The sequence below is a fragment of the Psychroserpens sp. AS72 genome, assembly GCF_038900375.1.
Taxonomy (GTDB): domain Bacteria; phylum Bacteroidota; class Bacteroidia; order Flavobacteriales; family Flavobacteriaceae; genus Psychroserpens.
Window position 1 is genome coordinate 225,127 of sequence record NZ_JBBMRC010000005.1, and the last position, 26,518, is coordinate 251,644.

Consider the following 26,518-nt stretch of genomic DNA (forward strand, 5'->3'; position numbering starts at 1 on the left):
TATTTGATACAAAATAACTTAAATGTTAGGATGTTCTTTACTTCAATCTAAATGACATTTTATCTACCTTTGATTAATATTTAATCCACTAAAATTGTCTAAACAAGATCCATACGCAGCTCTCAGATATAGAGAATTCAATATGTTTTTATTGGTGCGTTTTGCACTAATTTTTGGTTGGTCTATGCAATTTATTGTGATAGAGTGGCAAGTTTACGCATTAACAAAGGACCCTTTGAGTTTAGGTTTAATTGGTCTTTGTGAGTTTGCACCTGCATTTGTTATGGCTTTATTTGCAGGTCATATTGTAGATCAACGAGAAAAACGAAATTTATTAGCTTTATGTATAGCTGCCTTTTCATTGATAAGTTTTGGTTTATTTTGGTTGACTTCTCAAACTATAATTGAGTCTTGGTCTAAAAATAGTATTCTTTATTCCACTTACGCATTAGTATTTTTTGGTGGTTTTTTAAGAGCCTTTTTTGGACCCACTATTTTTTCGTTGGTTGCACTTATTGTTCCGAAGAAAATATATCCTAACGCAGCAACTTGGAATAGTTCTACTTGGCAAATGGCTCGAGTTTTAGGCGTTGCTTTTGCGGGTTTTTCAATTAGCTGGATTGGTGTGCATTGGTCATTATGTATCGTTTTTGGATTGGTATTATTTTCATTTGTTATGATATTTCAAATTCCTAGAAAACCAATACTTAATCCAAAAATTGGTGAGAATATTTTGTCTAGTTTATCTGAAGGGTTGTCATTTGTTTTTAATACCAAAGCCATTTTAGGAGCCATTACTTTAGATATGGTTTCGGTTTTATTTGGAGGAGCTATCGCTTTAGCCGCAGTTTTTGCACAAGACATTTTAAAAGTTGGACCTCAAGGTTTTGGAGTTTTAGTTGCAGCACCTTCTGTTGGAGCATTTTTGACGATGTTGGTGACAGCATACATCCCAATTAGTAAAAATGCAGGGATGAAATTACTCGTCGCCATTTTTGGTTTTGGAGTTTGCATTATCGTATTTGGGTTGTCATCAATTTTCTGGGTATCAGTTGTTGCCTTATTTTTTAGTGGAGTTACAGATGGTGTATCAATGGTGATTAGACAAACGATTTTACAAATAAAGACACCAGATCATATGCGTGGTCGTGTGTCATCTGTGAACTCTATGTTTGTAGGATCTTCTAATGAATTGGGTGCTCTAGAAAGCGGACTTACAGCAAAATATATGGGAACAGTTACTGCTGTTGTTTTTGGTGGCACAATGACTTTGATTACTGTAGTCGCTACAGGTTTGGTTTCTCCTTCTTTTAGAAAACTGGATTTAAGGAAGGATATTGAGGAGCATGAGAAGGAGGAAAGCTAAATTAGTAATTAAAAACTATAGTTAAAATTTAATAAAATGTACCTGTTAAGCAAATCAACACGTTGTATGTTTGTCGAGTTATCGGTAGTATTAATTTGTTCAAAAACTTTTTCATTCAGCAGATTAACTCCATTGATGCTCATTTGCCAATTTTTATCTTTTGGTTTATAGGTAATGGTAGATTCTAAAAACGAAAAATTATTTGAATACGCATCAAGGTTAGGAACTATATAATTATAATTAAAACTTACTACTAATTCTTTTTTAGGTTTGAAAACTAATTTAAATTCATTCTCTATGGATTGATTTGTAAATAAATTTTCACTTCTGTTTTCTTGATATGAATGTGTGGTTTTGTTTTGAAAATTTATGGGTGAATTAAATGCTGTTTTGAAGAATATAGAATTAATAAAAAAATTGCTTTTGTTGTTTCTTAATTCTGAATTATTTAAAATATTCTGGAAATTAGCTATTGAATAATTTGATGATACTTTGATAGTTGTGTCAATCCATGGTAATAATTTAGAGGCATCAAAGAAAAAATTTAAATTTTCATTACGTTCAGGCAAAAAGAAATCTGTTATAGTAGTTGATAATTCATCAATCTCTGTGTTTGTAAAAAAAGCACCACGTTGTTTAACATAATTAGTTCCTAGAGATAATTCTAATTGATTAAAAAGATCATTTTTTTGATATGTCAAACTATAATTTTGGCTTTTATTTAATTTCAAATCAGGAATATTGTTGCGCAGGGTTCTATTATCTAATAATATGCCATTGGTATAAAAGTTTTGAATAGAATTAGTTCCTTGATAAATCCTAGAAGTGAAATTTATATCAGATGATTGATCTATTTTATATATGATCCTCAGTGAAGGTTCAAAAATGAAATCGCTTGATTTTAGGGATGTATTATCTTGTAATAATTGTAATGATTGATTAAGTATTCTAAAAATATATTCTGGAGAAATGATAAATTTCCCAAGTCTCCAAGTATAAGAACCTTGAGTAAATATTTCATTAAATGTATATTCTAGATTATTCAAATTACTGCCATTAGTAACTGTTTGAAAGTTGTTTTGACTCAATAAAGCCGAACTAAAATTTTCGGTATTATGCGTGCCACCAAATATCAAACTGTAGTTACTGTTTTTATGCTTGCCTAATAAAAGGGTTTTGAAAGACAAATTATGTTTTTTGGTATCTGTATTCTGAACATCTTCATCAAACTCAGGATTATTGAATATAGAAGGTTCAATATTAAAATTTTGCCCTAAGTCATTGGTAACATAGTTTAAATTAAATTGTAAAGCTTTTTCAGGTGATATTCTTTTAGTGAATTCTAAGTTTTGGTTAACAAATACATTTTCTGAGTCTAGAAATGAGCTAAAATTATTGGCTTGATTAGAAGAAATAGTCCTGTCTGTTTTGATGATTTCATCTCTAAAACTTATATTATATTCGAGTAAGGACGACTTAGATGAATTTAACTTTAATTCTAAATCGCCACGATATTGTATAGGACTTTTCGTAAAAATAGCAGCGTCGAAAATAGTAAACCGCTCATCAACTATTTCAATAGCGCTTTGTGAAAATTGATTACTGTTAATTCGATCATTGACATAAAATAAATTAACTCTAGCTTTTAATTTCTTATTTAAATCAAAAATACCGTTGAAATTACCAAAAAATTGATGGTTTATATTAGATAAATTGTTGTTTGTTACTCGAGGAAGCGAAAGTTCTGGAATTACTCTTTGAGCGTATAAATTGTCTTCTCTAATTTGTTCTATACTAACTTCATTTCCGTAATAATTAAATGGTGATAAATTGTTACCAATAGTATTGTAACTACCTATCGCAAAAGATTTAAGTGAACTATTTATAGCCAAAAGATTAACAGATGTATTAATTGGGGTATCTTTTGCATCAGGTTTATCGCCTAATCCTAGATCCATGCTGCCAGTAAGATCTGTTATATTTTTTTTTAGCTTTAGATTTAATGCTACTTTATCGCTATTTTCAATACCTTTTAGGAGCTTATTTTTAGAGTAGTTTTCAATAGCTTCAATTTCATCTACTAAATCTATATTTATATTTTTAGTGCCTATAGTATAATTATACTCAAAAAGATTATCACCTTCTAGAGTTACGGTTTCTATTAATTTTCCTCTATATTTAATTGCACCAGTGGTTTCATTTACCTCAATACCTGGAATGTTTTTTAATAAATCCTCTACTTTACGTTCGGTTCCATCTTTATAAGTGTCTACACGAAATACAGTAGTATCTTTTTTGATTAAGAATGGCTTTGTTTTACTTTTGACAATGACTTCATCGAGTAGTTCAATTTTTTCATTAATTAAAGTAATATTATAAACAAGAGTTTCTTCTTTATTTGTCGAAGTTATAATTGTCTCAAAATCAGAATAACCTGTAGCAGTTACCCTTAAAATAAGACCATTAGTATAGTTTTTTTTAAGATTATAAAAAAATTTACCATTTAAAGCTAAGCAATACTCACTTACTATATCGTTTTGGTTGGAAGCTATAAATAATATTTTAGCATTTAAGGGTTTTCCTTTGCTATCTAAAACTGTACCTTGAACGGTTTGTGAGAAACCCAAGCTAAAATTAAGAACAAAAAAACTAAATAGCGTTATAAACTTGAGAGATTGTGTAAGTGCCAAAATAATAATTGTTATTGCTTTTTCATTTTTTCTAGCGCATTATTATAATCAACGTCATCTTCGGGTATGTAAGTTTCAATACCTCCTCTGGAAGTCTCAACACCAAAAGAGTTTTCAGTAGGTCTATAACTCATTAATTCAATAGCTTTAATTTTATATAAGTCAATAAATTCTTGCCAAGTCAATACTTGTTCTTTTGAGAAAGGATTTTCTAGCTTCTCTAATTCAAAATAACCATTTTTAATACTTGTGGCTTTGAAAGAAATAAAATTATCAATAGATTTAATTTCTAGGATCATACCAGGTAAACCATCATATTTCCATGGACCACCTGTAGGAAGTGCTGTTGCAAACCATGCTTCATAATCTCTGCCTCTAAAATTCATTTTAGCTAGTTGACAACTATAACCTAATATGTCTTTTTGAGTGTCTATAATTTCCCAATTAAAAATGTCTAAAGTGTCTTGAACGACAAAATATTTATATGATACTTCATGTTTAGAAAACAATTCTTGCTTAAGATAATCTTTATAAACTAAGCTAATATTTTTCCCTGTAGGCTTAAAGTAAAAAACAGTATCATCATCATCGCTTTCAACTAGTGAATTTTGATTTTCATCTGATGATTTTACCTCCTTTGGATTAGTTACGACATTAAATATAGATTTATTCAATTCAATAAATCTAGTGTATGTATGATTAGCAGAAAAGGATCCTCCAGATTCAAAATTAAGAGTCTTTACATAGTCAAGTGTGTAAGTATTTACCTCCTTAATTTGTGTGTTTCCAAAATAAAAACTAAAAATTAATATATAGTATAAGACGTTTTTTTTCATAATTTATATAATTAACAGCTCAATATTAATTTTAAATACTGAGCTGTTTTTATGTTTCCTTACCAATAGATATTATTCAACAATAAAAAACTCCCTTTTAGCCTTTTCTCTAGCGTTTTTTTCGCAATCTAAAAGAGCCAAACCAGGTGTTGCGCCAGTTCCTGAACTAAAAACTTTTCTTTCTTCTCCCGTAACTTGATTCACAATTGTTATGTAGCAGGTGACTCCCCATCCATTATCTTCAATAGTAGTAAAAGTTTTATTATCTATTTTAGTAAAATTAAAGTCTAATTTGTTTGAAATAGAATTACTTGAGAAAGCCGAAAATGTCAAAGACATCATAAATAAAAACACAATTTTTTTCATAATTTTAAATTTTTAAAGTTAATATTCGATTATTAAATTTTGCAAACTTTTAATTATGTAAATGTCTATGTAAATGTCTATGTAAATGACTATTAAAACTATAACTATTTAGAGTAAATGATTACTTTTGATAATAAAAATATAATATTTAGTTATGGAAAAGGTTATAGAGAATATTAAGCGTATTCGAAAAGAAAAAGGATATAGCCACGAATATATTGCACTTGAGTTGGATATTAGTCAAGTGGCATACAGTAAATTAGAGAAAAAAGAAACTAAACTCAGTGTAGAACGTTTGTATAGAATTGCTGAATTATTTGAGGTAAATGTTTATGAGTTATTAGAAATAAATGTCATAAACCCATCCAATAAAGAGATTGTAACTGATAATTCACAGCAATTAGAACGTTTTCATCAGGAAAACAAAGAACAACATCAAAAAATCATTCAACTTTATGAGGCTCGCTTGCAAGATAAAGATAGACTTATTGAAAAATTAGAAAGAATGATAAAGTAATTTTCTCATAGTTTAAAACTACTTAAAAGTCTTCAACTCAAACTCTTCACCATCAAAAACGCCATAAGTAAAGTAAGTAATCCAATCACCTAGGTTTACATATTTAGAATTTTGACCTAAATCCAAGTCCATAGGTAGATGACGATGACCATACAAGAAGAAATCACGATGTTGTTCTTGAAGTTGTGATTTACTATATTGAATGAGCCACTCATTATCTTCTCCTAAATATTTCGCATCATCATCTCCAGAAATCAATTTATTTTTTACAGATAAATATTGTGCAATTTTAACACCAATATCTGGATGAACCCATTTAAATAGAAACTTAAATACAGGGTTTGTAAACACTTTTTTCATGCGTTTATAACCTTTGTCATATGGTCCTAATCCGTCGCCATGAGCAATGTAAAATGTTTTATCGTTGAAAGTAAATTCTTTAGGCTTATGAAATACAGGAATATTGAGTTCTTTTTCAAAATACCCATTCATCCATAAATCATGATTACCAACAAAGAAATAGATTGGAATTCCAGAGTCGCTAATTTCAGCAAGTTTCCCTAAAGTTCTTACAAAACCTTTTGGTACAACAGTACTATATTCAAACCAAAAGTCGAATAAATCTCCTAATAGAAAAATAGCTGCAGCATCTTGTTTTACTTCGTCTAGCCAAGCTACAAATTTCTTCTCACGAGGTAATGATGCTTCATTAGTTGGAGCACCAAGATGATTATCGCTAGAAAAATAAACTTTCTTTCCTTTAGGAATTGTTATGTTAGTAGGTTTAGTCATTATCTGAAGCAAACCACTGTGCATATGAGCTTGCTGTTTCCTGTAGCTTTAAAGAATGTAATTTAATATTATTTGGCAAGCGATTTTTAATTTTTGAAGCAAAATCAATGACCATCATTTCACTTGTAGGTTGATAATCTACCAAAAGCACATTATGATCTCTCTCTTGTAATTCTTTTGCGAGTTCAACATGAGGCGTGTTTTTATTAAATACAGTTGCATGATCAAATACATCTACAATTTCTTCTTTCACTATTTTTTTGAGATCAGTAAAGTCAATGACCATTCCAAATTTTACATTTGTATTATCTGTAATAGGTTGTCCAATAACTGTGACATCCAAGCGATAACTGTGACCATGGACGTTTTTACATTTTCCGTCATAACCATATAAAGCATGGCCAGTTTCAAAAGAAAATTGCTTTGTGATACGAATGTTACTCATTTAATTATGTGTTTTCAATGCAAAGATATTCATTTTGTGAAAGTAATTGGTTTTTAGATTACATTTGCTCGCTTTTAACGTTGGAAGCTTAAATTTTAAAAAGGAAAGTTATGATTGAAGGATTGCCTAATCAACTTTTCGAAGAGATTCCATTTGTTGAAAACCCAGTATATGAGCAAATAATCCAAGACATCGGATTACAGCAATTTAGTATTATAGATAATTTCTTTTCTTCGGAAACCGTCTCACATTTAAGACAATCTCTACTAAATAAACATGAAGAAGATTGTTTTAAAAAAGCAGCCATTGGTAATCGTGTCAATGAATTAATCATAAAATCTATTAGAGGAGATCATATTTTATGGATTGATGAAACAACTTCCAATACTGCAGAAGATTTGTTTTTTGGTCAAATAAATGATTTAGTTACTTATCTAAATAAAACCTGTTTTATGGGAATTCTGCATAAAGAATTTCATTACGCACTTTATCCTAAAGGTACTTTTTATAAGCGTCATATTGATACATTTCAAAATGATGATAGACGTAAATTATCTTTTGTATGCTATTTAAACAGTGAAGATTGGAAACCAGAAAATGGAGGAGAACTCGTTTTATATCTTGATGACAATGGTATAGAAACTGAAAAAGTAATTTACCCTTTTCCTGGACGCATTGTGATTTTTGAGAGTCAGCTTATAGAGCACGAAGTTAAACCTGTAGAAACCGAACGCTTAAGTATTACGGGTTGGTTAAAAACAAGGTAACTAACGTTTTTTGTTTCGGTTATAGAAATAAACGATTACCAAAACGATTCCTAAAATAAGGAAGAGTCCACTTCCACTAATAAATGACATAAAATCCATAAGGTTATTTTTTAGATTTATTTTTAAAATATCTGAACAGAAAAAATGCAATTACAACTAGAACTACGAATGGTAAATATTTACCAATAGCATAGCCAATAGTATATCCAGAATCGTAAGCTGATGAATCTTGAATGAGAAGATGTATTAAAAGCATATTTTAATTTAATTGTAGACCAAAGTTACGTCTTTTGTGAAAGTGACAAAAAAAGTTGTCTAAATTTTATGATTAACGGAAAACCTCTGGCAATAATCCAAACGGTTAGCGCAATAAAGACAGCATATAATTTTAGATCAAAACTATCTAACAAAAACAATAATGGTATAAATACAAGTCCAGTTGACAGCAGGAGTAAATTTCTAAGAAACTTCATTTTACCCATACCTTTAAACATCCCATCAAAAATAAAAGCGAGCGCACAAAGGGGTTGCATAGCAAGAACAATCCAAAACACGTTATAAAATTGTTCTAATACTTTTGGGTCTTTTGTAAATATTGGACCAATAAAATTGTAAGCTATTAATCCTAATAATGTGAGTATGATTCCAACTCCAAGTCCGCATTTAATGAGAAAATTACTGAGTTCAACCAGTTTTTTATAATTTTTCTCGCCTAGCAATTTTCCGGAGAGAATATTACCAGCACTTGCATAACCATCTATAATAAAAGCACCCAAAAACCAAAGATTAATAGCAATTGTATAAGCAGCAATGTACTCTGTACCGTAAGATGTTGCAAAACGAGTAGCAAAATAAAGTGTTGCATTTAATGCTAATGTGCGCACAAAAAGATTAAGTATCATCACAATAAAAGTTTTAATTTCTGGATTTAGCGGAAATGTAACTCGTAAAGAAATATCTGTCTTTTTGAGTAAATAGTAAGCAGAGCAAATAGCCATTACGATTTGAGCGATGACGCTTGCATAAGCTGCACCTTTAATATGCATTGGGTTGATAATACCTTCAATCCCATAAACAAAAGCAAAGTCTAAAACGATGTTTATAATTGTACCAATAATTGCAATAATCATTGGGTAGTAGGTGCTTTGTAGTCCTCTAAATGTTCCGAAAATAGCAATTGTGAATAATGTAAATGGAAATCCGAACACGCGAATATTGTAATACTCAATGCTATAATTTAAAATGGTACCAGACGCATTGTAGAGTTTAAAAATTTCCGAAGAAAAAGGTAATGTCGTTACAATAATGAGAATACTTATAGATGTAATAATAAAAATAGCTTGAGCAGGAAGGTTTTTAACATGGTCTAATTTGTTTGCGCCAACATGTTGAGACACGATAGAGGAGATGGCACTTCGTGTTTGACCTAGTACCCAAATTAGCATAGAAATAAATGTGCCAACGATGCCAACAGCAGCTAAAGATTCTGCAGCATTAAAATCTACGTTACCAATAATTGCAGTGTCTGTTAGTGATAATATTGGCTCTGCAACTCCAGATATTAGTGCAGGAATTGCGAGTTTGTTAATGTTTTTTAAAGTGATTTCTGTTTTCAAAACACAAGTTCATAACAGTGAAAAGGATGTTCACTTTGTTTAGGGAAATAGATATCACCCAGTTTTTGATAACCACGTTTCTCGTAAAATTTTTGATTTCTTTGATTTTGAGAGAATGTATCTAATCTCACAGATATATAGTTATTGCTTTTTGAATATTCCTCAGCATATTCCATTAACTTTTGAGCATAACCTTTACCTTGATGTTTAGGATGGATTGCTAAACGATGAATATAAATATTGTTAGTATTTGTTGTAAGCCATTTTATAGGTTTATATTCTTCATCCATAAGTGTGGAGATTACAATACAACCAGCAATATTGTTTTCTATTTCTAATACATAAAGTTCGTGTCTATCAACATCATTTTCAAAGGCTTCAGGTTTTGGATAATGTTCGTTCCATTGAAAAATATTTTGATCAATCATGTGTTTTGCACATGCCTTGGTGATTTTTATTATATCATCAATATCGTTTCGTGTTGCTTTACGTATCATTTTTAATAATTACCTTTGCAAAATAGTATGCTACAAAGTTACTTTTAAAAATTTGATTATGAAGTCTATTCTTGTTCCTGTTGGATCCTCTAAAAATGCAGAAAGTCATTTACAATACGCTGTAGATTTTGCACGTGTTTTTGGCGCTAAATTGTACGTTGTACAAATTTTCAATGTCTATACTAAAGCAGGTACTATGATTAAAGTAGATCATATTTTAGAACGAGAAAGTTTATCTTTTTTAAAAGAACATGTCGCTAAAATAGACACCAAAGGTGTTGAGGTTATTGTTAAAACCTTTAAAGGGAAATTAGTAGATACCATAGAGTTGGCTTGTGAGGCTTTAGATATAGATCTCATTTTATTAGAACCTCGAACTAATTCTATTAAAGACGAAGTGTATTTAGGTAAGACCTCTGGAAAAATAATAAAGCAAACCAATATTCCAGCTTTAATTATACCAGAAGGATATACATATAGACCTATTATTTATATTTTAATGGCGTTAAAATCTGCTCAGATTAAGAAACCCGAAGCGTTACAACCATTAAAGGATATTAAGAATCAATTTAAATCTATTGTTAATTTATTACTGGTAAAAACAACGTTTTATAATGAAGGCGATTTTGATGTGAATGAAAATTTAGCAGCTTTAATTACTAAAACGACCTATTCTGAAAACCCAACAACATTTCAAGGTGTTTTAGAACATCACCAAGCGAATAAACCAGATTTATTATGTGTTGTGAGACGTAAACGTGGATTCTTCACTAAGTTATGGGAAAGTAATACCATTTTAAAGAAAGATTTTCATAGTTCTAGTTTACCAGTTTTAGTCTTAAGCGGATTGAAATAATCTATTTTATAGCGTATTGACTTATTTTGAAATCAATTAGTCTTTTATAAAATCTATACTTTTTTCAACTACGGTTTTTAATGCTATAGGTAGTTTGTCGTTTTCCCAAGGATGGTTTGAGCCAAATACATGATTGGAGTTTTCTATTGGCACTAATTCGTTTTTAGAATTCCAAGAATGCAAAGCTACTGCTTCATCAAATGTCACAGATGGATCATTTTTAGCATGGATTATTAGTACAGGAACATCAATATGTTTTATAGCAGTTTCAATATGCAAACGCTGTTCATGAGCTTTAAAATCTTCATAAAACTGATAGTTATGAGGCATTTGCTGTTTTGTTCTTCCGTTTAAAACATATTTTACACCATCTTTTTGCCATTGTTTTAATTCTCCAGTGGTAGCCGTTCTTTTTCCAAAATCACAAATGCTAGCCCAAGTGATGAGTTTAGTAATACGTTTATCTTCATGTGTTTTAATGATTGATATTCCACCACCTCTAGAATGACCAATTAAAGTGATATTTGAAATATCGATTTCATTTTTATGTTCAAATGCTTCGGAAATGAGATGATTTAACATAGCGTCTAAATCATCAAGTTCTTTACTATAATTATTTTCTGCAAAAGCTTCTAAGTCGTGAAAATCTATTGGATTTTCTATAGTGCCACCATTATGTGAGAAGTTGAATTTTACAAAAAATAAATTTTGTTGACTAAAATGTTCTGCTACTAAATTCCAGCCTCCCCAATCCTTAAATCCTTTGTAACCATGACAAAAAATTACGATTGGTTTTCGCTTTCCGTTAGAATTAAAATAGGCATCCCAAACTATTGGTTTTTTATGACCTCTATATAAAACTTGATTTAATGATATCATACTTCCTTTTCTATAAAATTCACATCTGGATTGAAGATTTCTGTAATTAATTTTTTTAGCTCAATCTCGAAGCACTCTAAAGTTTCCGAAGTAATAGAATAATCCTTTGTTCTACTATTTGAAGAAGGTTTAGTTGCAAATTTTAACAACCCAGAATTTAAACTTTTGAAGGATATGATACCAGCTTCTACAGGCAAACTTATCTTATTATCTTTATACATCATATAAGCGTACATCAATACTTGAAAGCTTTTGCTGTATTTGTCATAATCTGTTGTGATGTCTTCCCAATCTACAATATTTACTTTTCCAGGATCTACTTTTCCAGTTTTATAGTCAACGATTCTAATGGTGCCATTATATTCATCTACACGATCAACTTTACCTGTGAGGTTTACGGTTTTTGAAATGTTTTCGATATAAATAGGTACATCATTTTTAGTTTCAATTGCTATTATTTTGATGGCATTTCCTTTTTTAATATCCTTCATTTCAACATCTAAAAAATTAGAGATATAACGTTTTGAAATTTCAAAAATGATGAGGTTTTTACCACTAGTAATGTCTCCTTCTTTAAATTCCTTTTTGAAATGATAAGTTACAGTTGCATCAATTTTTAATCGCATCTCCTTAATGTTATCTGTTGTTAGGATTTTACCAATGAGAGGTTCATAAAAATCTTCTAATGTATTATGAATTACGGTTCCTAGTGTATTGAAGGCGACACTCTCTTCAACGTCTTCATATCTCTTAATGCCTAAAACTTTTTCATAATAAAAGTCAATAGGGTTTCTCATATAATTAGTCAACGATGAAGGTGAAAACCCTTTTGTAGCAACATTATTAAGTTTTGAAATGACCTTTGGTGTCTTTTTTATTTGTTTTAAACTTTTTTCTAAGGATGGCACTTGAGCCGAAACGATATAATGTTTGATGTCATGTTTCTTTTCAATTTCAAGTTGTGTGATAAATCTGCTTTTTTCGCCTCCATTTAACACATCTGGTTCTGTATTGTATAAGATATAAGCGTTTTTAGCTCGTTGTAACAACCGATAAAAATGATAGGTGTAAACCGCATCTTTTTCTTTATAAGTTGGTAATGAATTCTCAATTTTCACATCAAAAGGAATAAATGAGTTGTTGCTTTTACCAGCTGGTAAAATCCCTTCATTTACAGAGGTTATAATAACGGTTTCAAAATCTAATACTCTAGATTCTAACATACCCATAATTTGCAAGCCTTTAAGTGGTTCACCTTTAAAATCTAAGGTCTCACTTTTTATAAGCTCTCTATATAAACTAAAAAGTGTTGCAATAGAATTGATATGAGAAAAGGATGAATTTAAAGTGTCAAGGGTATTAAATACCTGATTAAAACGGAATAAATATTCTAATGGTAGCAGGTTACTGGTCTTATCTTTTTCTAAATTTGTTTTAATAAGATAAATAAGGCTAGAACAGTTTTTAAGTGCCTTTTTAGGTTGATCTTCCCAATTATCAAAAAGAATATCTAAAAGATCATTATGGTTACTTACAATCTCTTTAATCCCTTCTAGCGTTAAGTACACTTTATTATTGAGTTGTATATGATTAATTAACTCTTCTGCGCTATTTGATGTTTCATTTTCAAATAAAGGCATTACAAAAGGGTTGGATAGTAGATTGATTATATCCTTATAATATAGGTTTTGAGTAGTTGATTTGTGACTAATGAAAAGACTTTCAAATAATGATGCTAACGGAATTGCTTTAAGCGGTAATCCCATTGTAATATTAATTGCTTTTATTGATTTAGGGATAGAATTTAGCAAAGGAATAAGTAAAGTTTCATCACCTAGTATAACAGCAACATCTTGGAGGTTTTGTTTTTTTGTATGTATGTTTTCTAACAGTTCGCCAACATATTTTATCTGACTAATATTTTTTGGGGCACCAATAATTTCAATATTTTTTTCTTCGGAATAATGACTTTTTACCCAATTAAAATCATGGGTATTAAAATATGTCCATTGTTCTTTATGTGCTCTTGTAAACAAACCAGCATCATGAATAGTGTTATTTATAAAGGTTTCATCAATATCCCAATAAATGATAGCAAGATCTTGTTGCAATAATTCTTGTATGATAAGTTCTTCTGCTTTGTTTAACGCATTGAAACCAATGAATACAAATTTTTTATTTGAACTTATTGATATGTACTGTTCAATATTATCTACTGCTTCTTTGTATATTAAACCTTGATATCCTTTTTTCTTATCTCTAAGCTGTTTTTGAAATTTAGTATAATATGTTTTTAAACGATTCCAAAATTGAAGGTAATTTTTAATGTATTGCGTAGGTTCTTCATCTAAAGACCAATGAAAGTTTTCAATTTCCTTGATGGCAGTTAAATAATCAAAGACCTTATTCGTTTCAATTAAATAACGATCTAATTCATTAAAGTCTTGAAGTAGTATTTGTGCCCATTTAGAAAATTTGTCAAAGGGTTCTATATGTTCTTTAGGAGTGTTTTTAATATAAACATCATAGAACTCAAAAAGTAGTTCTGCGTTGGTTGCATATTGAAAATCAGAAAGTGTTTCAACAAATTCCTCAATTGAGACTATGTTAGGAGAAAATATAGTTTTTTTAACATGCTTTGAAATAGCTTGTTTTAAAAAAGTACCAGCTCGTTTACTAGGTAATACAAATGTGAGTTGAGAAATATCATGATTTTTATCTAATAAATCTGTAATAACGTCATCTATGAATGTTCTCATTGGAGTAATTTACACGTTTTATTTTGTAGCTAATCCCAAATTTTCGGGACAGATTTCTTCATCTTGATGGAGTTTTTTTTGAATAACACAAACTTAATTAAGTTATGTTTAAAAGTCTAAAGCAAGGTGATAAGATAAATTTACAACAAAAGAAAAAGATTAAATGACTTCATTATTATAAAAATAAAAAACGCTCCGAATTTCGGAGCGTTTTTTTACTTATATATGTTGTGAATGTAAACTTATTTAAGTTTTACTTCAACACGTCTGTTTTCTTTTCTACCGTTTCTAGTTTTGTTATTAGCGATAGGATAATCTTCACCGTAACCATTTGCAGTTAATCTAGCTGCATCGATTCCGTTTGCGATTAAGTAATCTCTTACTGAGTTAGCTCTTCTTTCAGATAATAACTGGTTAGTTTTCTTAGAACCTACACTGTCAGTATGACCATTGATAGAGAAATCAGCTTTTGGATACTCTTTAAAGATTGCTGTCATTGCAGCTAATACTTCATTAGATTCAGCTTTAATTGAAGCTTTACCAGTATCAAATAAGATTGTTCTAGCGTAATCATTTAAAGTTTTGATTACTTCAGGAGTTGGATCAACTTCTGGGCAACCATTGTTTGCTACAGTTCCAGCTTCGTTAGGACATTGATCATCTTTATCTAAGATTCCGTCACCATCAGTATCAGGCCAAGGACATCCTTTATTAGCAGAAGGACCTTTTTCGTTAGGACATTCATCATCTTTATCAGCAACACCGTCACCATCAGCATCAGGACATCCGCCTAAAGCTTTTAATCCAGCAACTGTTGGACAAGCATCATCTTTATCAGCAACACCATCGCTATCTCCATCAGGACAACCGTTAAACTCAGCTAAACCAGCTTGGTTAGGACAATCATCTTTAGAATCTTCGATACCATCGTTATCAGAATCTGGACATCCGTTGAATGCTTCTAAACCAGGAACATCTGGACAAGCATCATCTTTGTCATATATACCATCACCATCAGTATCTTTTCCACCAAATTTGATAGCAAGACCTAAAGTATGTTGCCAGTGACTTGGAAGGTAATCTTCGAAAGCATGTTTGTATGAACTTTGAGCAGTAATACCTACGTTATCTGAGAACCAGAAGTTGATACCTAATGTACCGTTTAAAGTACCAGCACCAATATCATCTACCCATGTGTAACCACCACCTGCACCCAAGTAAGGGTCAAGCCAATCTTTATTGATAAGTTTCTTAAAGCTATAAGATACAGTACCATCTAAAGCGTAGTAAGATAAATCGTCAGCGGTAGAATCTCCAATTTTGCTAATTTCATTAATAGAACCAGCTGCAGTTAATGTAAAACCACTATCTAAATATCTAGATACAGATAGAGTTGATAATGAAGGTAACATATTCCAGTGGTCTTCAGCATTGAAGAATTCATCAAAATACTCACCACGTGGTGCATCTTCTCCAACAGGATAAAGATCAACTGCATTAGCACCAAGAACGATTTTCCAAGGATTGTCGCTATCTTGTGCATTAGCATTGAAGCTTAATACTAGCAACAAAGCGAAAAATAATCTGCTAAGATTTTTCATATTCAAAATAATTTAATTTTTAAGTGTTAATTAAAGGCAAAAGTAAGTTGTTAAATTTTATTAACAAAACAAATATAAAAAAATATTGATTAATTGTACTATAAATAGGGAGTTTGGAATTGTTTTAAATAATTTCTAATGCTTTACCTACCTTTATAAATGCAGTAATCGCCTTGTCTAAATGCGCTTTTGTGTGTGCTGCAGACAGTTGAACACGTATTCTAGCTTTATCTCTAGGTACTACAGGAAAAAAGAATCCTATCACATAAATTCCTTCATTTAACAGCATTTTAGCCATGGTTTGAGATAATTTTGCATCATAAAGCATTACTGGTACAATTGCAGAATCTCCATCAATAACATCAAAACCAGCGTCTATCATTCCTTTTTTAAAATAATTTGTATTGCTTTCTAATGTGTCTCTCAATGATGTATCATTTGCAAGCATATCAAAAACTTTTATAGAGGCACCAACAATTGCAGGAGCTAATGAATTTGAAAACAAATAAGGTCTAGAACGTTGACGTAAAATTTCAATCACTTCTTTTTTAGCAGTTGTATAACCACCCATTGCACCACCCATTGCTTTTCCTAGAGTTCCTGTAATAATATCAATGCGACCTAAAACGCCTTTTTCTTCAAGAGTTCCTCTACCTGTTTTACCTATAAAGCCTGTTGCATGACATTCATCAATCATAACTAATGCATCATATTTATCTGCCAAGTCACAAATTTCATCTAGAGGTGCTACTAAACCATCCATAGAAAACACACCATCTGTTACAATAATCTTAAATCTTGCTCCATTTTCATTTGCTGCAATGAGTTGTTGTTCTAGATCCTGCATGTTGCTATTGGCATAACGATATCGAGCCGCTTTACATAATCTCACACCATCTATAATAGATGCATGATTTAAAGAATCTGAAATTATAGCATCTTCTTTTCCTAACAAAGGTTCAAAAACACCACCATTAGCATCAAATGCTGCAGCATATAATATAGTGTCTTCTGTTCCGTAGAAATCTGCAATTTTTTGCTCCAGTTCTTTGTGAATATCTTGTGTTCCGCAGATAAAACGAACAGATGACATTCCAAATCCATGAGTATCCATAGCATCTTTTGCAGCCTGAATTACATCTGGATGAGACGATAAGCCTAAATAATTGTTCGCACAAAAATTTAGAACTGTTTGTCCTGTAGATAAGCTTATTTCTGCGCCTTGAGGTGATGTAATAAAGCGTTCTTCTTTAAAGAGACCATCGTTTTTTATAGATTCTATTTCGTTTTGTAAGTGCTGTTGGATTTTTCCGTACATAATTGGTTTGATTTTTTACAAATTTAAAATTCTTTTATAACTATCTCATCGTTAATATAAATAAGCACTTTTTTTATGACTTTAAAATTCATTTCTTCTAAAATGAGTTGGTAGTCAAATAGTTGCTCTTTATGTTTTGAGTCCTGTAACCCAGTTTTGTAATCTATAATTACAGTTTGATTATTTGCATTGACAACAACTCGGTCTGGTCTAAATAGTTTTCCAGTTTTAGATATGATATCCTGTTCATTATATACCGTATTTGTAATCTCAAAATAGGGTTGTAGTTGCTCGTGATTTATGATGCGAGATATAAGGATTTTAAGTTCGTCATATTGAACATCGTTAATACTACCAGAACTTAAAAAATGATCTAGGGCAAAGCTAACATCGGCTGGTGTTTTGATATGAGCCATGATGTTATGAACAAGATCACCACGTTCAATTGCTTTTTCTTGAGCAGTATCCCATAAATAGCCAGAATTAGTTATGATATTAAGATTGTGATCTTCTTTTCTAGTAGAAATCAATTGACCTTGCTCAATGGTAATATGTTCTTCTTTTTTTATTTTTTCTTCGGAAGTTTTTTTGTCCTCACCAAAGCTATACTCTAATTGATTATCATTCCATTTACCGAGAGCTTTAAGGTAATTGATAAACAATCCTGAATAAAGCGTTAGTTTTTCATTACCCGTTTTTTTATCGACATCATATTCTGAAATAATATACAATTGCTCAATTGCTCTAGTCAAAACAACATATAACAGGTTTAAACTATCTAGTTCTAATTGCGATCGATAAGTTGAATAAATCTCTGCTCCTAATTCACTAAAGGATTCTAAATCTTTATTAATAGTAATATATAGGTTAGAGAATCCATTAAAATTGTCCTTATTTACAGGAAACCAAATTTTAGGACTCATATCAAAATAAATATCTTGATTTGCATACGGGAAAATAACTACCGGAAATTCTAACCCTTTAGATTTATGGATCGTCATTATTTGTATAGCATCTTTTCCAGAAGGAGATACAATGCTTAACGTATCTTTTTTACGTTCCCAATAGTCTAATAACCCTTGAAAACTTGCATTATACTTTTGTGAGTAATCAAAAACTTCATCTAAGTAAAATTGTAAATAGGCATTAGATGTTTTATTTAATTCAAATCCTCTAATGATACTTTCTATGGCTTCATAAATTGGGAGTTGTAAAAAATTACTGTAATCAAAATCAAAACCAAATGAGTTTAGTTTTTTAAAGAAAGAATCGTTTTTTAAATGCACAAGACTTTCATAAAATTCATGAGTATCTTCTAACTGCAATTTATTTTCAGCAATGAAATTTAAAAGGGTGGTTTTTATTGCATGGTTTTGAGGTTGTAAACTCAAAGTTATTATCTGGCTGATAAACTGTACTTCTGGAGAATTTTTGAGTAATAAACTTTCCGAAGAAATAATATCAATATTTAAATCGCTTAAATATTCTGCAATTGCGAAACCCTCTTTCTTTTTTCTAACAATGATGCAAATATCTTTTCTTTTAAAACCGTTACTTTCTGCCTTTTTTATAGTGTTTAAAACGGCTTCACATTGTAGTTCGTTTTTGTCTACATCTTCAGTGTTTAAAAAGGATAGTTCTACATAACCCATTTTATCAATGATTATGTTCTGTGATGCATTTTTATAGATCTGTTTGTGCTGTTTATTTGTAAATGAAACATCTGCAATATGATTAAAAAACGTGTTATTGAATTCTACAATGGTTTTATGACTACGATAATTATCTGGAAGGTTTTTTACAATTTGTTGAACAGCAAGTGGATTTTGACTTTCATTGTAAAGATTTATAAATTGTTCTGCTCGTCCGCCACGCCATCTGTAAATAGCTTGTTTTGCATCGCCAACTAACATAGAAGTGCCAGTTTCTCCTTTTAAATTTTCTCCAGAAACCACATTATTAATTAACGGAATTAAGTTTTCCCATTGTAATTGCGAAGTATCCTGAAATTCATCAATAAAATAGTGCTTAAACTTTTCTCCAATCCGTTCATAAATATATGGAGCAGGTTGTTGGTTTATTTCAGTATTTATGATGGCATTAAATTCTGAGATTAATAATATATCGTCTTCATCTTTAATATCTTGAAGAGTTTTACCAATGGCACTCAAAACAGATAAAGGCGTGATATTTTTTAAAGCGTTTTTTAAGAATTTAATTTGAAATATAGCTGTTTTAGTTCTCAAAAAAGCTTCAATTAATTGAGGACGTATACTTTCGATGGTATTTCCTACATCAGGTGTTACACGTTTAGGAAATATAGAACCTCCTTCTACTAAATCAATTTGCCATTTGGGAGAAAAAGAGACGTTGAAATTTTCTTCGGAAAGTTTAATAAAATGTTTGGGTATATAACTGCTTGTAAAATCGTTATGTTCTAATTGTGATTGTTCTATTAATGATAGAATACTTTTTGCAACTTCAGTGACTTGTGAAGTTAATACGTTGTATTGTTTCTGTAAATTACTTTTTAGAGCCTTAAAATCACTCAAAGATTTATCCTTAATGTCATTTAAATATGTAATATCATTTTCCTTAACTAATAGTTGAGCTATGGTATTAAAATCATAAGAAATGTCCCAGCTTTTATCATCATCAGCTTTTTCAATCGCAAAATCTACCAATACCTTAGTGAGTTCATCATCACTTCCAGCTTTATCAATAAGTTTATCAACAGCTTTTGCTAAAATAGAAGCTGTATCTAATTCAACTTCAAAATTTACGGGTAACTTGAGATCAAAAGCAAAGGTTCTAATAAGTTTATGGTTAAACTTATCAATAGTAGAAATATCAAAAGCTGCATAATTATGAACAATGGTCTCCAGCAATAGTTTTGATCTTTGGTGAAGATCTTTTGGTGAAATTTCAAGCTCACTACTTAAATCCTCAAACATGTCGTTTGGGTTCTCAATAATTTTTTCTTCGGAAAATTCTTTAAGCATATCAATAATACGCTCTTTCATTTCGCCAACAGCTTTATTTGTAAACGTAAGCGCTAGAATATTTCTAAATGTCAACCTGCTTTTAGATTGAAACAATAGCCTGAGATAATCCTTTACTAGCGTATAGGTTTTTCCACTTCCTGCAGAAGCATTGTAAATTGTAAATTGAGATTTATTTTGCACGCTTAAAATTATATTAAATATCTATGAACTCATAGATATTTAATATTTTTAATTGCGCTGTATTATGCTTAAATTTGAATGAATTAAATATTAACAATAAAAACCAATAATATTATGGCTTTCGAATTACCGAAATTAAAATATGCATACGACGCTCTAGAACCAAATATCGACGCTCGTACAATGGAAATACATCACACTAAACATCACCAAGGTTATACTAATAAATTAAATGCAGCAATTGAAGGCACAGATTTAGAAGGAAAATCTATTGAAAATATCTTAGGTAATCTAGATATGAAAAATAGTGCTGTTAGAAACAATGGAGGAGGTTTTTATAACCATTCTTTATACTGGGAAGTAATGAATCCAGAAGATAGAGGGTATCTTTCTGGAGATTTAAAAGATGCAATTGATGCTGCTTTTGGATCTAAAGATGCTTTTATTGAAGCTTTTAGTAATGCTGCAGCAACTCAATTTGGATCTGGATGGGCTTGGTTGTGCGTTCATAAAGGAGGAAAAGTTGAAGTATGTTCAACTCCAAACCAAGACAATCCATTAATGCCTGGAGTAACTTGTGGAGGAACACCAATTTTAGGAATAGATGTTTGGGAACATGCATACTACTTAAACTATCAAAATAGAAGACCAGATTACATTAGCGCATTTTTTAATGTTGTTAACTGGAATGAAGTTGAACGTCGTTACGCAGAAGCTAAATAGTTTTCATCACATAAATTTTAAGAAAGCAAACTCATTGGGTTTGCTTTTTTTTATGCTTATTAAAAAATAGAAAAGATTTAAATTACGAATGGACTAAAAATGAAAAAAGGTGAACGAGAGTTCACCTTTTTTGCCCCAAATCTACCATAAACTTAACCTACTTATGTTATGGTGAAACAAATATAACAGCACTTTTAGTTAATGCATTAATTTTTAGACCAACGACGAATAAATTGGCTTAAACGAGGAAATAGGATACTTTTTGTTTTTAAAAATACAATATAATGGTGCTAGCAAGTGAAAACATGCACACTACGAATTAACGAAATCTTAAAAGGATGTGTTGAGATTTGTACTTAAGAAATAATACTTGAGTTGTAACCATAAAAAAAGGTGAACAGATGTTCACCTTTTTTTGCCCCAAATCTACCATGAACTTAACCTACTTATGTTATGGTGAGTCCAATGTATGCGTTATTTATATATAGGTTGCTAAAAATTAGACGAAATACCTATTTATCAGGTAAAAAGCATATTTTCTTGGATAAAGTGACAGTTATATGCATTTTATCTAGTAAGCTCTTTCTTTATTTCCTTCATAAAAATTGACAAACGCTCTGTTAACCACACGATTACCTCCAGGTGTAGGGTAGTTTCCAGTAAAGTACCAATCGCCTAAATTTTTAGGACAAGCCTTGTGTAAATTTTCAATAGGTTGAAAAATAGTTTTCACTTTCGCCTTTACAGAAGTGTCAGAAATTAACTCAGCAATTTTATCTGATATCTCATCTGCTGTAAATTGACCATATAAATCCTTTACATAATTTTTAACCTCTATATCTTTAAGTTTTAATTGTGCTTTGCATTTATGATAGACCTCTTCAATTAAATGGTATTTATCATTTTCTTTCAATAGTGATAACATTGCTCTAAAAGCAATCAAACTTTCTAGATTAGCCATATCAATCCCATAACAATCTGGATATCGAATTTGTGGTGCAGACGACACAACAATAATTTGTTTAGGATGGAGTCGGTCCATCATTTTAATAATACTCATTTTAAGCGTTGTACCTCTTACAATACTATCGTCAATAATAACAAGGTTATCAGTTGGTTTAATAACACCATAAGTGACATCATAAACGTGAGCCACTAAATCATCACGACTACTATCTTCTGTAATAAAGGTTCTTAGTTTAACATCCTTAATCGCTATTTTTTCAATACGAGGTCTTTCAGATAGGATCTCGGTAACTTTTTCTGCGGAAAGTTTACCATTCCCTTCCAATATAGCTTTTGTTTTTTGTTCGTTAAGGTGTTGCTCAACAGTTTCAATCATACCATAGAAAGATGTTTCCGCAGTATTTGGAATATATGAAAACACCGAATTTTTTGTATCACCATCAATTGCTTCTAATACTTTAGGCATTAACAATTTTCCTAAGTTTTTACGTTCTTGATAGATTTCTGCATCGCTTCCTCGAGAAAAATAAATACGTTCAAAAGAACACGCTTTACGTTCTAGAGGTTCTAAAATTTGTTCGATAAATACGTCACCAGATTTTTTTGTAATAATGGCATGACCTGGTGCTAATTCTTTAACATCATCAAAATCTACATTAAAAACGGTTTGTATCACTGGACGTTCTGAGGCAACAACAACAATTTCATCATCTTCATAATAATATGCTGGTCTAATCCCAGAAGGATCACGTAAAACAAACGAATCTCCATGACCTAATAATCCAGCCATTGCATAACCACCATCCCAATTTTTAGCAGCTTTCTTTAATATTTTGGCAACATTTAAACGCTCTGCAATTAATGGCGAACATTCGTTTTTATTATAACCTTCTTTTTTAAGTTTTTTATAAATTTTTGCAACAGCATCATCCAAGAAATGACCAATTTTTTCCATTATCGTAATGGTATCTGCCTTTTCTTTTGGATGTTGTCCTATTTTTACTAATCCATCAAATAACTCATTTACATTGGTCATATTAAAGTTACCTGCAACAATAAGGTTTCTGTGCATCCAATTATTTTGTCTTAAAAAAGGATGAACACTCTCCACACTGTTCTTGCCAAAAGTACCATAACGAACGTGACCTAAAAACAACTCTCCAATGTATGGAATATGTTGTTTTTGAAGCGCTACATTGTCTTGATATTCTGGATGATTTGTTAGCTCATCATTAATACGTTCATTAATTTGAGCAAAAATATCTTGTATGGGTTGTTGAGCAATTGAGCGTACACGACTTATATAACGTTCTCCAGGTTTTGTATCTAACTTAATACTTGCAAAACCAGCACCATCTTGTCCACGATTGTGTTGTTTTTCCATTAAGAGATACATTTTATTTACGCCATAAAATGCACTTCCATATTTTTCTTTGTAGAATTCTAATGGTTTTTTGAGTCTTATGAGTGCAATTCCGCATTCATGTTTTAAAGCATCGCTCATTGGTATGTTATTGTTTTTAAGTCTTCCAAAATTATAAATTTCGGGTTTAGTATAAAATAAAAAACGCGCTCAATTTTGAGCGCGTTGGTTTATGTTAATTCAATATTAAATTGAGTGAGTCTCTTAAAGTCTTTTAATCGATACTCGACATCGTCTTTGGTTAAATTTTGCATACGTTCTGTTCCAAATTTTTCTACACAAAAAGATGCTAGTGTTGATCCATAGATGACTGCGTTTTTCATATTCTCAAAACTGTAATCTTCTGTCTTTGCTAAATAACCTGCAAATCCTCCAGCAAATGTATCTCCTGCTCCAGTTGGATCAAAAACTTCTTCTAAAGGTAAAGCTGGTGCATAGAACATATGGTCATCATGAAATAATAAAGCGCCATGTTCTCCTTTTTTGATCACCACATACTTTGGTCCCATTTCATGAATCTTTCTAGCTGCAACAACTAAAGAGTATTCTCCCGTTAATTGTCTCGCTTCTTCATCATTAATAGTAATAACATCTACATTTTTAATAACTGATAGTAAATCGTCTAATGCGATGTCCATCCAAAAATTCATGGTATCTAAAATAGCCAATTTAGGCTTTTTAGACATTTGGTCTAACACACCTTGTTGTACCATTGGATGTAAATTTCCAAGCATCACAACTTCTGCATCTCTATATGCTTCAGGCACAACAGGATTAAAATGTTCTAAAACATTTAGCTCTGTTACTAAGGTGTCACGAGAATTCATATCGTTATGATATTTACCACTCCAAAAAAATGTTTTGCCATCTTTTACAATTTCAATACCTTCTGTATTAACGTTTCTATCAGATAAAAGATCTAAATATTTCTGCGGAAAATCTCCACCTACAACAGATACTGCTGCTGCATCAACATTGAAATTTGAAGCAGATAAACCGATATAGGTAGCTGCGCCTCCAAGAATTTTGTCTGTTTTTCCAAATGGTGTTTCAATAGCATCGAAAGCTACTGTACCAACTATAACTAATTTGCTCATAAAGCGTTTTAAAATTTGCTGCAAATATACAGTTTTTAAGGACTAAATTGCGAATTTATTTTCGACCAAAATCTGCAGGAATTTCTCCCCAAGCTTTGGTTTCCCATTTCACAATAGTCGTTTTGTAGTCATTATCTTTCAACCATTGCACAGCACGATCTACCAAATCATAAACAGGCTTGTTCTTTTCATTGCGTTCTAACTTTGAGTTGCATGTTTTTTTGCGCACCCAACTCATGGCTGTTTTAGAGTCTGTATATAAGATACGATCACTATCGTGTTTTTTTAGAAATCCTAATCCATGTACAAGTGCTAAAAACTCTCCTAAATTATTTGTGCCTTGCGCAAAGGGACCTTGAATAAATAATTGTTTTTTTGTTTTGGTGTCTACACCACGATATTCCATAATTCCTGGATTACCAGATGACGCAGCATCAACAGCAATGGAGTTGTAATTTGGTTTCCCTATTTTTTTGAGTTGTTCAGCTGTGAGTTCACTTTTAAAAGATTTATTTTTTCCTATATAATCAAAGTAGTTTCCTTTTAAAGCTGCTTTGGCAGCATCAAATGTAGCGAAGGACTTGTATTGTGCACCTTCAAAATTTTTGATTTGTGCTTTACAATCATTCCAGGATTCAAAGACACCTGTATGGTGACCTTTCCAAACGGTATAATATTTTTTTTTCTTTTTACTCATTTTTAGTTTCCGTTAAAATGGAAATCTCTTTAATTTAATGTCTTGTCATTCTGAGCGATAACGAAGAATCTTTTATATTATAAGGTCTAGAGATTCTTCAGTAGTGCCTCCTTCTGAATGACACAATCTATTTATTTAATAATTTATCTACCACCTCAGGAAAATGCTCCATCTCCAATTTGTGAATTTTATCTGCAACATCTTGAACAGAATCAGTGTCGAGCACAGCACATTTCGACTGAAAAATTATTGCACCTTCATCATAATGTTCATTCACATAATGTATGGTAATCCCAGTTTCGGTTTCTTTATTAGCAACAATAGCTTCATGAACTTTCATACCATACATGCCTTTTCCTCCATATTTAGGTAACAACGCAGGATGTATATTAATGACTTTATTTGGAAACTTGTTTAAAATTTTCTTCGGAAACATCCATAAAAAACCAGCTAGTATTATTAAATCTGGTTGTGATGTTATTAAGAGATTTAAAATATCATCAGTTTCAGTTAAAGCTATTTTATTGAATGATAGCGCACTAACTTTAAGCTTTTTGGCACGATCTAAAACTTTGGCATGAGGATTGTTAGTAAGTACCTGAATGACAGAAGCATTTTCTCTGTTGTGAAAAAACTTAATTAAATTTTCAGCATTAGTGCCACTTCCGGACGCAAAAATTACAATACGTTTCATTTACAGACAATCAGTTAGTGTTATTCAAAACAAAAAAAAGAATAATAATTAACAATTAGAACGTAAAAGATAAAATCTTCAAAGTAATTTTACTAAATTACCATCACATTTTTAAACTAAAGGTGTGTATTGAAATAAAGTTTTTTTATTTTTGCGACCTAAATTAAAATTTAAAATTAAAAAATTATGTCAGACATTGCATCAAGAGTAAAAGCGATTATAGTAGACAAATTAGGAGTAGATGAAAACGAAGTTGTAACTGAAGCTAGCTTCACGAACGATTTAGGAGCAGATTCTCTAGATACTGTTGAATTAATCATGGAATTTGAAAAAGAATTTGATATTCAAATCCCAGACGATCAAGCTGAGAACATTGCTACAGTTGGTCAAGCAGTCTCTTATATAGAAGCAGCAAAATAATTCAATAA

General features: G+C 30.9%; 23 protein-coding genes. 6 read left to right on the forward strand and 17 right to left on the reverse strand.

Going from position 1 to position 26,518, the window contains the following annotated elements; genetic code table 11:
* The first annotated feature begins 94 nt into the window (after window positions 1–94).
* Complete coding sequence (locus tag WNY78_RS11630) at window positions 95–1,366, forward strand: MFS transporter (RefSeq protein ID WP_342873373.1); 1,272 nt, start codon at window positions 95–97, stop codon at window positions 1,364–1,366.
* Between the two features lie 8 nt (window positions 1,367–1,374).
* On the opposite strand, the gene WNY78_RS11635 is transcribed toward WNY78_RS11630, so the two are convergent.
* The 3 genes from WNY78_RS11635 to WNY78_RS11645 form a co-directional block, all read right to left on the reverse strand.
* Window positions 1,375–4,056 carry a hypothetical protein gene (locus tag WNY78_RS11635; RefSeq protein ID WP_342873374.1) on the reverse strand — a complete coding sequence of 894 codons (2,682 nt, stop codon included), beginning with the start codon at window positions 4,054–4,056 and terminating at the stop codon, window positions 1,375–1,377.
* Window positions 4,057–4,067: 11 nt separating this feature from the next.
* Complete coding sequence (locus WNY78_RS11640) at window positions 4,068–4,892, reverse strand: GLPGLI family protein (RefSeq protein WP_342873375.1); 825 nt, start codon at window positions 4,890–4,892, stop codon at window positions 4,068–4,070.
* Between the two features lie 72 nt (window positions 4,893–4,964).
* The gene (locus WNY78_RS11645) at window positions 4,965–5,258 is read right to left on the reverse strand and encodes a hypothetical protein (protein ID WP_342873376.1); all 294 of its coding nucleotides are present in this window, start codon (window positions 5,256–5,258) and stop codon (window positions 4,965–4,967) included.
* 154 nt (window positions 5,259–5,412) lie between these two features.
* Here WNY78_RS11645 and WNY78_RS11650 point away from each other — a divergent pair, with 154 nt between their 5' ends.
* Window positions 5,413–5,775 carry a helix-turn-helix transcriptional regulator gene (locus WNY78_RS11650; RefSeq protein ID WP_342873377.1) on the forward strand — a complete coding sequence of 121 codons (363 nt, stop codon included), beginning with the start codon at window positions 5,413–5,415 and terminating at the stop codon, window positions 5,773–5,775.
* Between the two features lie 18 nt (window positions 5,776–5,793).
* Here the strand turns inward: WNY78_RS11650 and WNY78_RS11655 are convergent, their stop codons facing one another.
* Both WNY78_RS11655 and WNY78_RS11660 read right to left on the reverse strand, forming a co-directional pair.
* Entirely contained in the window at window positions 5,794–6,549 is a 756-nt protein-coding gene (locus WNY78_RS11655) for a UDP-2,3-diacylglucosamine diphosphatase (protein WP_342873463.1), read from the reverse strand.
* A 10-nt stretch (window positions 6,550–6,559) separates the two neighbouring features.
* Window positions 6,560–7,012: a 6-carboxytetrahydropterin synthase gene (locus WNY78_RS11660; RefSeq protein ID WP_342873378.1), complete on the reverse strand. Its 453-nt coding sequence runs from the start codon at window positions 7,010–7,012 to the stop codon at window positions 6,560–6,562.
* 110 nt (window positions 7,013–7,122) lie between these two features.
* Here WNY78_RS11660 and WNY78_RS11665 point away from each other — a divergent pair, with 110 nt between their 5' ends.
* Complete coding sequence (locus WNY78_RS11665) at window positions 7,123–7,779, forward strand: 2OG-Fe(II) oxygenase (RefSeq protein ID WP_342873379.1); 657 nt, start codon at window positions 7,123–7,125, stop codon at window positions 7,777–7,779.
* Window positions 7,780–7,882: 103 nt separating this feature from the next.
* Here the strand turns inward: WNY78_RS11665 and WNY78_RS11670 are convergent, their stop codons facing one another.
* The 3 genes from WNY78_RS11670 to WNY78_RS11680 are packed head-to-tail and all read right to left on the reverse strand — an operon-like array spanning window position 7,883 to window position 9,892.
* Entirely contained in the window at window positions 7,883–8,035 is a 153-nt protein-coding gene (locus WNY78_RS11670; protein WP_342873380.1) for a hypothetical protein, read from the reverse strand.
* A 25-nt stretch (window positions 8,036–8,060) separates the two neighbouring features.
* Complete coding sequence (locus WNY78_RS11675; protein WP_342873381.1) at window positions 8,061–9,395, reverse strand: MATE family efflux transporter; 1,335 nt, start codon at window positions 9,393–9,395, stop codon at window positions 8,061–8,063.
* A complete protein-coding gene (locus WNY78_RS11680) occupies window positions 9,392–9,892 on the reverse strand; it encodes a GNAT family N-acetyltransferase (RefSeq protein WP_342873382.1) in 501 nt (166 codons plus the stop codon). Before WNY78_RS11680 ends, WNY78_RS11675 begins: the two co-directional genes overlap by 4 nt.
* Before the next feature lie 58 nt (window positions 9,893–9,950).
* On the opposite strand from WNY78_RS11680, the gene WNY78_RS11685 reads away from it, so the two are divergent.
* Window positions 9,951–10,748, forward strand: a complete 798-nt coding sequence (locus tag WNY78_RS11685; protein ID WP_342873383.1) for a universal stress protein — start codon at window positions 9,951–9,953, stop codon at window positions 10,746–10,748.
* A 36-nt stretch (window positions 10,749–10,784) separates the two neighbouring features.
* On the opposite strand, the gene WNY78_RS11690 is transcribed toward WNY78_RS11685, so the two are convergent.
* From WNY78_RS11690 to WNY78_RS11710, 5 genes are all read right to left on the reverse strand, one after another.
* The gene (locus WNY78_RS11690; RefSeq protein WP_342873384.1) at window positions 10,785–11,627 is read right to left on the reverse strand and encodes an alpha/beta hydrolase; all 843 of its coding nucleotides are present in this window, start codon (window positions 11,625–11,627) and stop codon (window positions 10,785–10,787) included.
* Window positions 11,624–14,386, reverse strand: a complete 2,763-nt coding sequence (locus WNY78_RS11695) for a PD-(D/E)XK nuclease family protein (RefSeq protein ID WP_342873385.1) — start codon at window positions 14,384–14,386, stop codon at window positions 11,624–11,626. The genes WNY78_RS11690 and WNY78_RS11695 overlap by 4 nt, the downstream gene beginning before the upstream one ends.
* 242 nt (window positions 14,387–14,628) lie before the next feature.
* On the reverse strand, window positions 14,629–15,987 hold the full coding sequence (locus WNY78_RS11700; protein ID WP_342873386.1) for an OmpA family protein: 1,359 nt from the start codon (window positions 15,985–15,987) through the stop codon (window positions 14,629–14,631).
* 124 nt (window positions 15,988–16,111) lie between these two features.
* The gene (gene kbl, locus WNY78_RS11705; RefSeq protein WP_342873387.1) at window positions 16,112–17,305 is read right to left on the reverse strand and encodes a glycine C-acetyltransferase; all 1,194 of its coding nucleotides are present in this window, start codon (window positions 17,303–17,305) and stop codon (window positions 16,112–16,114) included.
* Window positions 17,306–17,328: 23 nt separating this feature from the next.
* Window positions 17,329–20,490 carry a UvrD-helicase domain-containing protein gene (locus WNY78_RS11710; protein WP_342873388.1) on the reverse strand — a complete coding sequence of 1,054 codons (3,162 nt, stop codon included), beginning with the start codon at window positions 20,488–20,490 and terminating at the stop codon, window positions 17,329–17,331.
* A gap of 114 nt (window positions 20,491–20,604) precedes the next feature.
* Here WNY78_RS11710 and WNY78_RS11715 point away from each other — a divergent pair, with 114 nt between their 5' ends.
* Window positions 20,605–21,213: a superoxide dismutase gene (locus WNY78_RS11715; RefSeq protein WP_342873389.1), complete on the forward strand. Its 609-nt coding sequence runs from the start codon at window positions 20,605–20,607 to the stop codon at window positions 21,211–21,213.
* A 571-nt stretch (window positions 21,214–21,784) separates the two neighbouring features.
* Here WNY78_RS11715 and WNY78_RS11720 read toward each other — a convergent pair.
* The 4 genes from WNY78_RS11720 to WNY78_RS11735 all read right to left on the reverse strand — a co-directional run bounded on the left by WNY78_RS11720 (window position 21,785) and on the right by WNY78_RS11735 (window position 26,090).
* On the reverse strand, window positions 21,785–23,683 hold the full coding sequence (locus tag WNY78_RS11720; RefSeq protein ID WP_342873390.1) for an amidophosphoribosyltransferase: 1,899 nt from the start codon (window positions 23,681–23,683) through the stop codon (window positions 21,785–21,787).
* 89 nt (window positions 23,684–23,772) lie between these two features.
* Window positions 23,773–24,699: a PfkB family carbohydrate kinase gene (locus WNY78_RS11725; protein WP_342873391.1), complete on the reverse strand. Its 927-nt coding sequence runs from the start codon at window positions 24,697–24,699 to the stop codon at window positions 23,773–23,775.
* Window positions 24,700–24,754: 55 nt separating this feature from the next.
* A complete protein-coding gene (locus tag WNY78_RS11730; RefSeq protein ID WP_342873392.1) occupies window positions 24,755–25,396 on the reverse strand; it encodes a ribonuclease H family protein in 642 nt (213 codons plus the stop codon).
* A 127-nt stretch (window positions 25,397–25,523) separates the two neighbouring features.
* A complete protein-coding gene (locus tag WNY78_RS11735) occupies window positions 25,524–26,090 on the reverse strand; it encodes a phosphoribosylglycinamide formyltransferase (RefSeq protein WP_342873393.1) in 567 nt (188 codons plus the stop codon).
* Window positions 26,091–26,276: 186 nt separating this feature from the next.
* On the opposite strand from WNY78_RS11735, the gene WNY78_RS11740 reads away from it, so the two are divergent.
* Window positions 26,277–26,510, forward strand: a complete 234-nt coding sequence (locus WNY78_RS11740; protein WP_013869581.1) for an acyl carrier protein — start codon at window positions 26,277–26,279, stop codon at window positions 26,508–26,510.
* Window positions 26,511–26,518: the final 8 nt, after the last annotated feature.

Bases quoted from the DNA above. Each gene is read 5' to 3' on its own strand.
- WNY78_RS11640 (WP_342873375.1), bottom strand. From the start codon at position 4,892: ATGAAAAAAAACGTCTTATACTATATATTAATTTTTAGTTTTTATTTT.
- WNY78_RS11645 (WP_342873376.1), bottom strand. From the start codon at position 5,258: ATGAAAAAAATTGTGTTTTTATTTATGATGTCTTTGACATTTTCGGCT.
- WNY78_RS11650 (WP_342873377.1), top strand. From the start codon at position 5,413: ATGGAAAAGGTTATAGAGAATATTAAGCGTATTCGAAAAGAAAAAGGA.
- WNY78_RS11660 (WP_342873378.1), bottom strand. From the start codon at position 7,012: ATGAGTAACATTCGTATCACAAAGCAATTTTCTTTTGAAACTGGCCAT.
- WNY78_RS11665 (WP_342873379.1), top strand. From the start codon at position 7,123: ATGATTGAAGGATTGCCTAATCAACTTTTCGAAGAGATTCCATTTGTT.
- WNY78_RS11670 (WP_342873380.1), bottom strand. From the start codon at position 8,035: ATGCTTTTAATACATCTTCTCATTCAAGATTCATCAGCTTACGATTCT.
- WNY78_RS11680 (WP_342873382.1), bottom strand. From the start codon at position 9,892: ATGATACGTAAAGCAACACGAAACGATATTGATGATATAATAAAAATC.
- WNY78_RS11685 (WP_342873383.1), top strand. From the start codon at position 9,951: ATGAAGTCTATTCTTGTTCCTGTTGGATCCTCTAAAAATGCAGAAAGT.
- WNY78_RS11690 (WP_342873384.1), bottom strand. From the start codon at position 11,627: ATGATATCATTAAATCAAGTTTTATATAGAGGTCATAAAAAACCAATA.
- WNY78_RS11695 (WP_342873385.1), bottom strand. From the start codon at position 14,386: ATGAGAACATTCATAGATGACGTTATTACAGATTTATTAGATAAAAAT.
- WNY78_RS11700 (WP_342873386.1), bottom strand. From the start codon at position 15,987: ATGAAAAATCTTAGCAGATTATTTTTCGCTTTGTTGCTAGTATTAAGC.
- kbl (WP_342873387.1), bottom strand. From the start codon at position 17,305: ATGTACGGAAAAATCCAACAGCACTTACAAAACGAAATAGAATCTATA.
- WNY78_RS11715 (WP_342873389.1), top strand. From the start codon at position 20,605: ATGGCTTTCGAATTACCGAAATTAAAATATGCATACGACGCTCTAGAA.
- WNY78_RS11720 (WP_342873390.1), bottom strand. From the start codon at position 23,683: ATGAGCGATGCTTTAAAACATGAATGCGGAATTGCACTCATAAGACTC.
- WNY78_RS11725 (WP_342873391.1), bottom strand. From the start codon at position 24,699: ATGAGCAAATTAGTTATAGTTGGTACAGTAGCTTTCGATGCTATTGAA.
- WNY78_RS11730 (WP_342873392.1), bottom strand. From the start codon at position 25,396: ATGAGTAAAAAGAAAAAAAAATATTATACCGTTTGGAAAGGTCACCAT.
- WNY78_RS11735 (WP_342873393.1), bottom strand. From the start codon at position 26,090: ATGAAACGTATTGTAATTTTTGCGTCCGGAAGTGGCACTAATGCTGAA.
- WNY78_RS11740 (WP_013869581.1), top strand. From the start codon at position 26,277: ATGTCAGACATTGCATCAAGAGTAAAAGCGATTATAGTAGACAAATTA.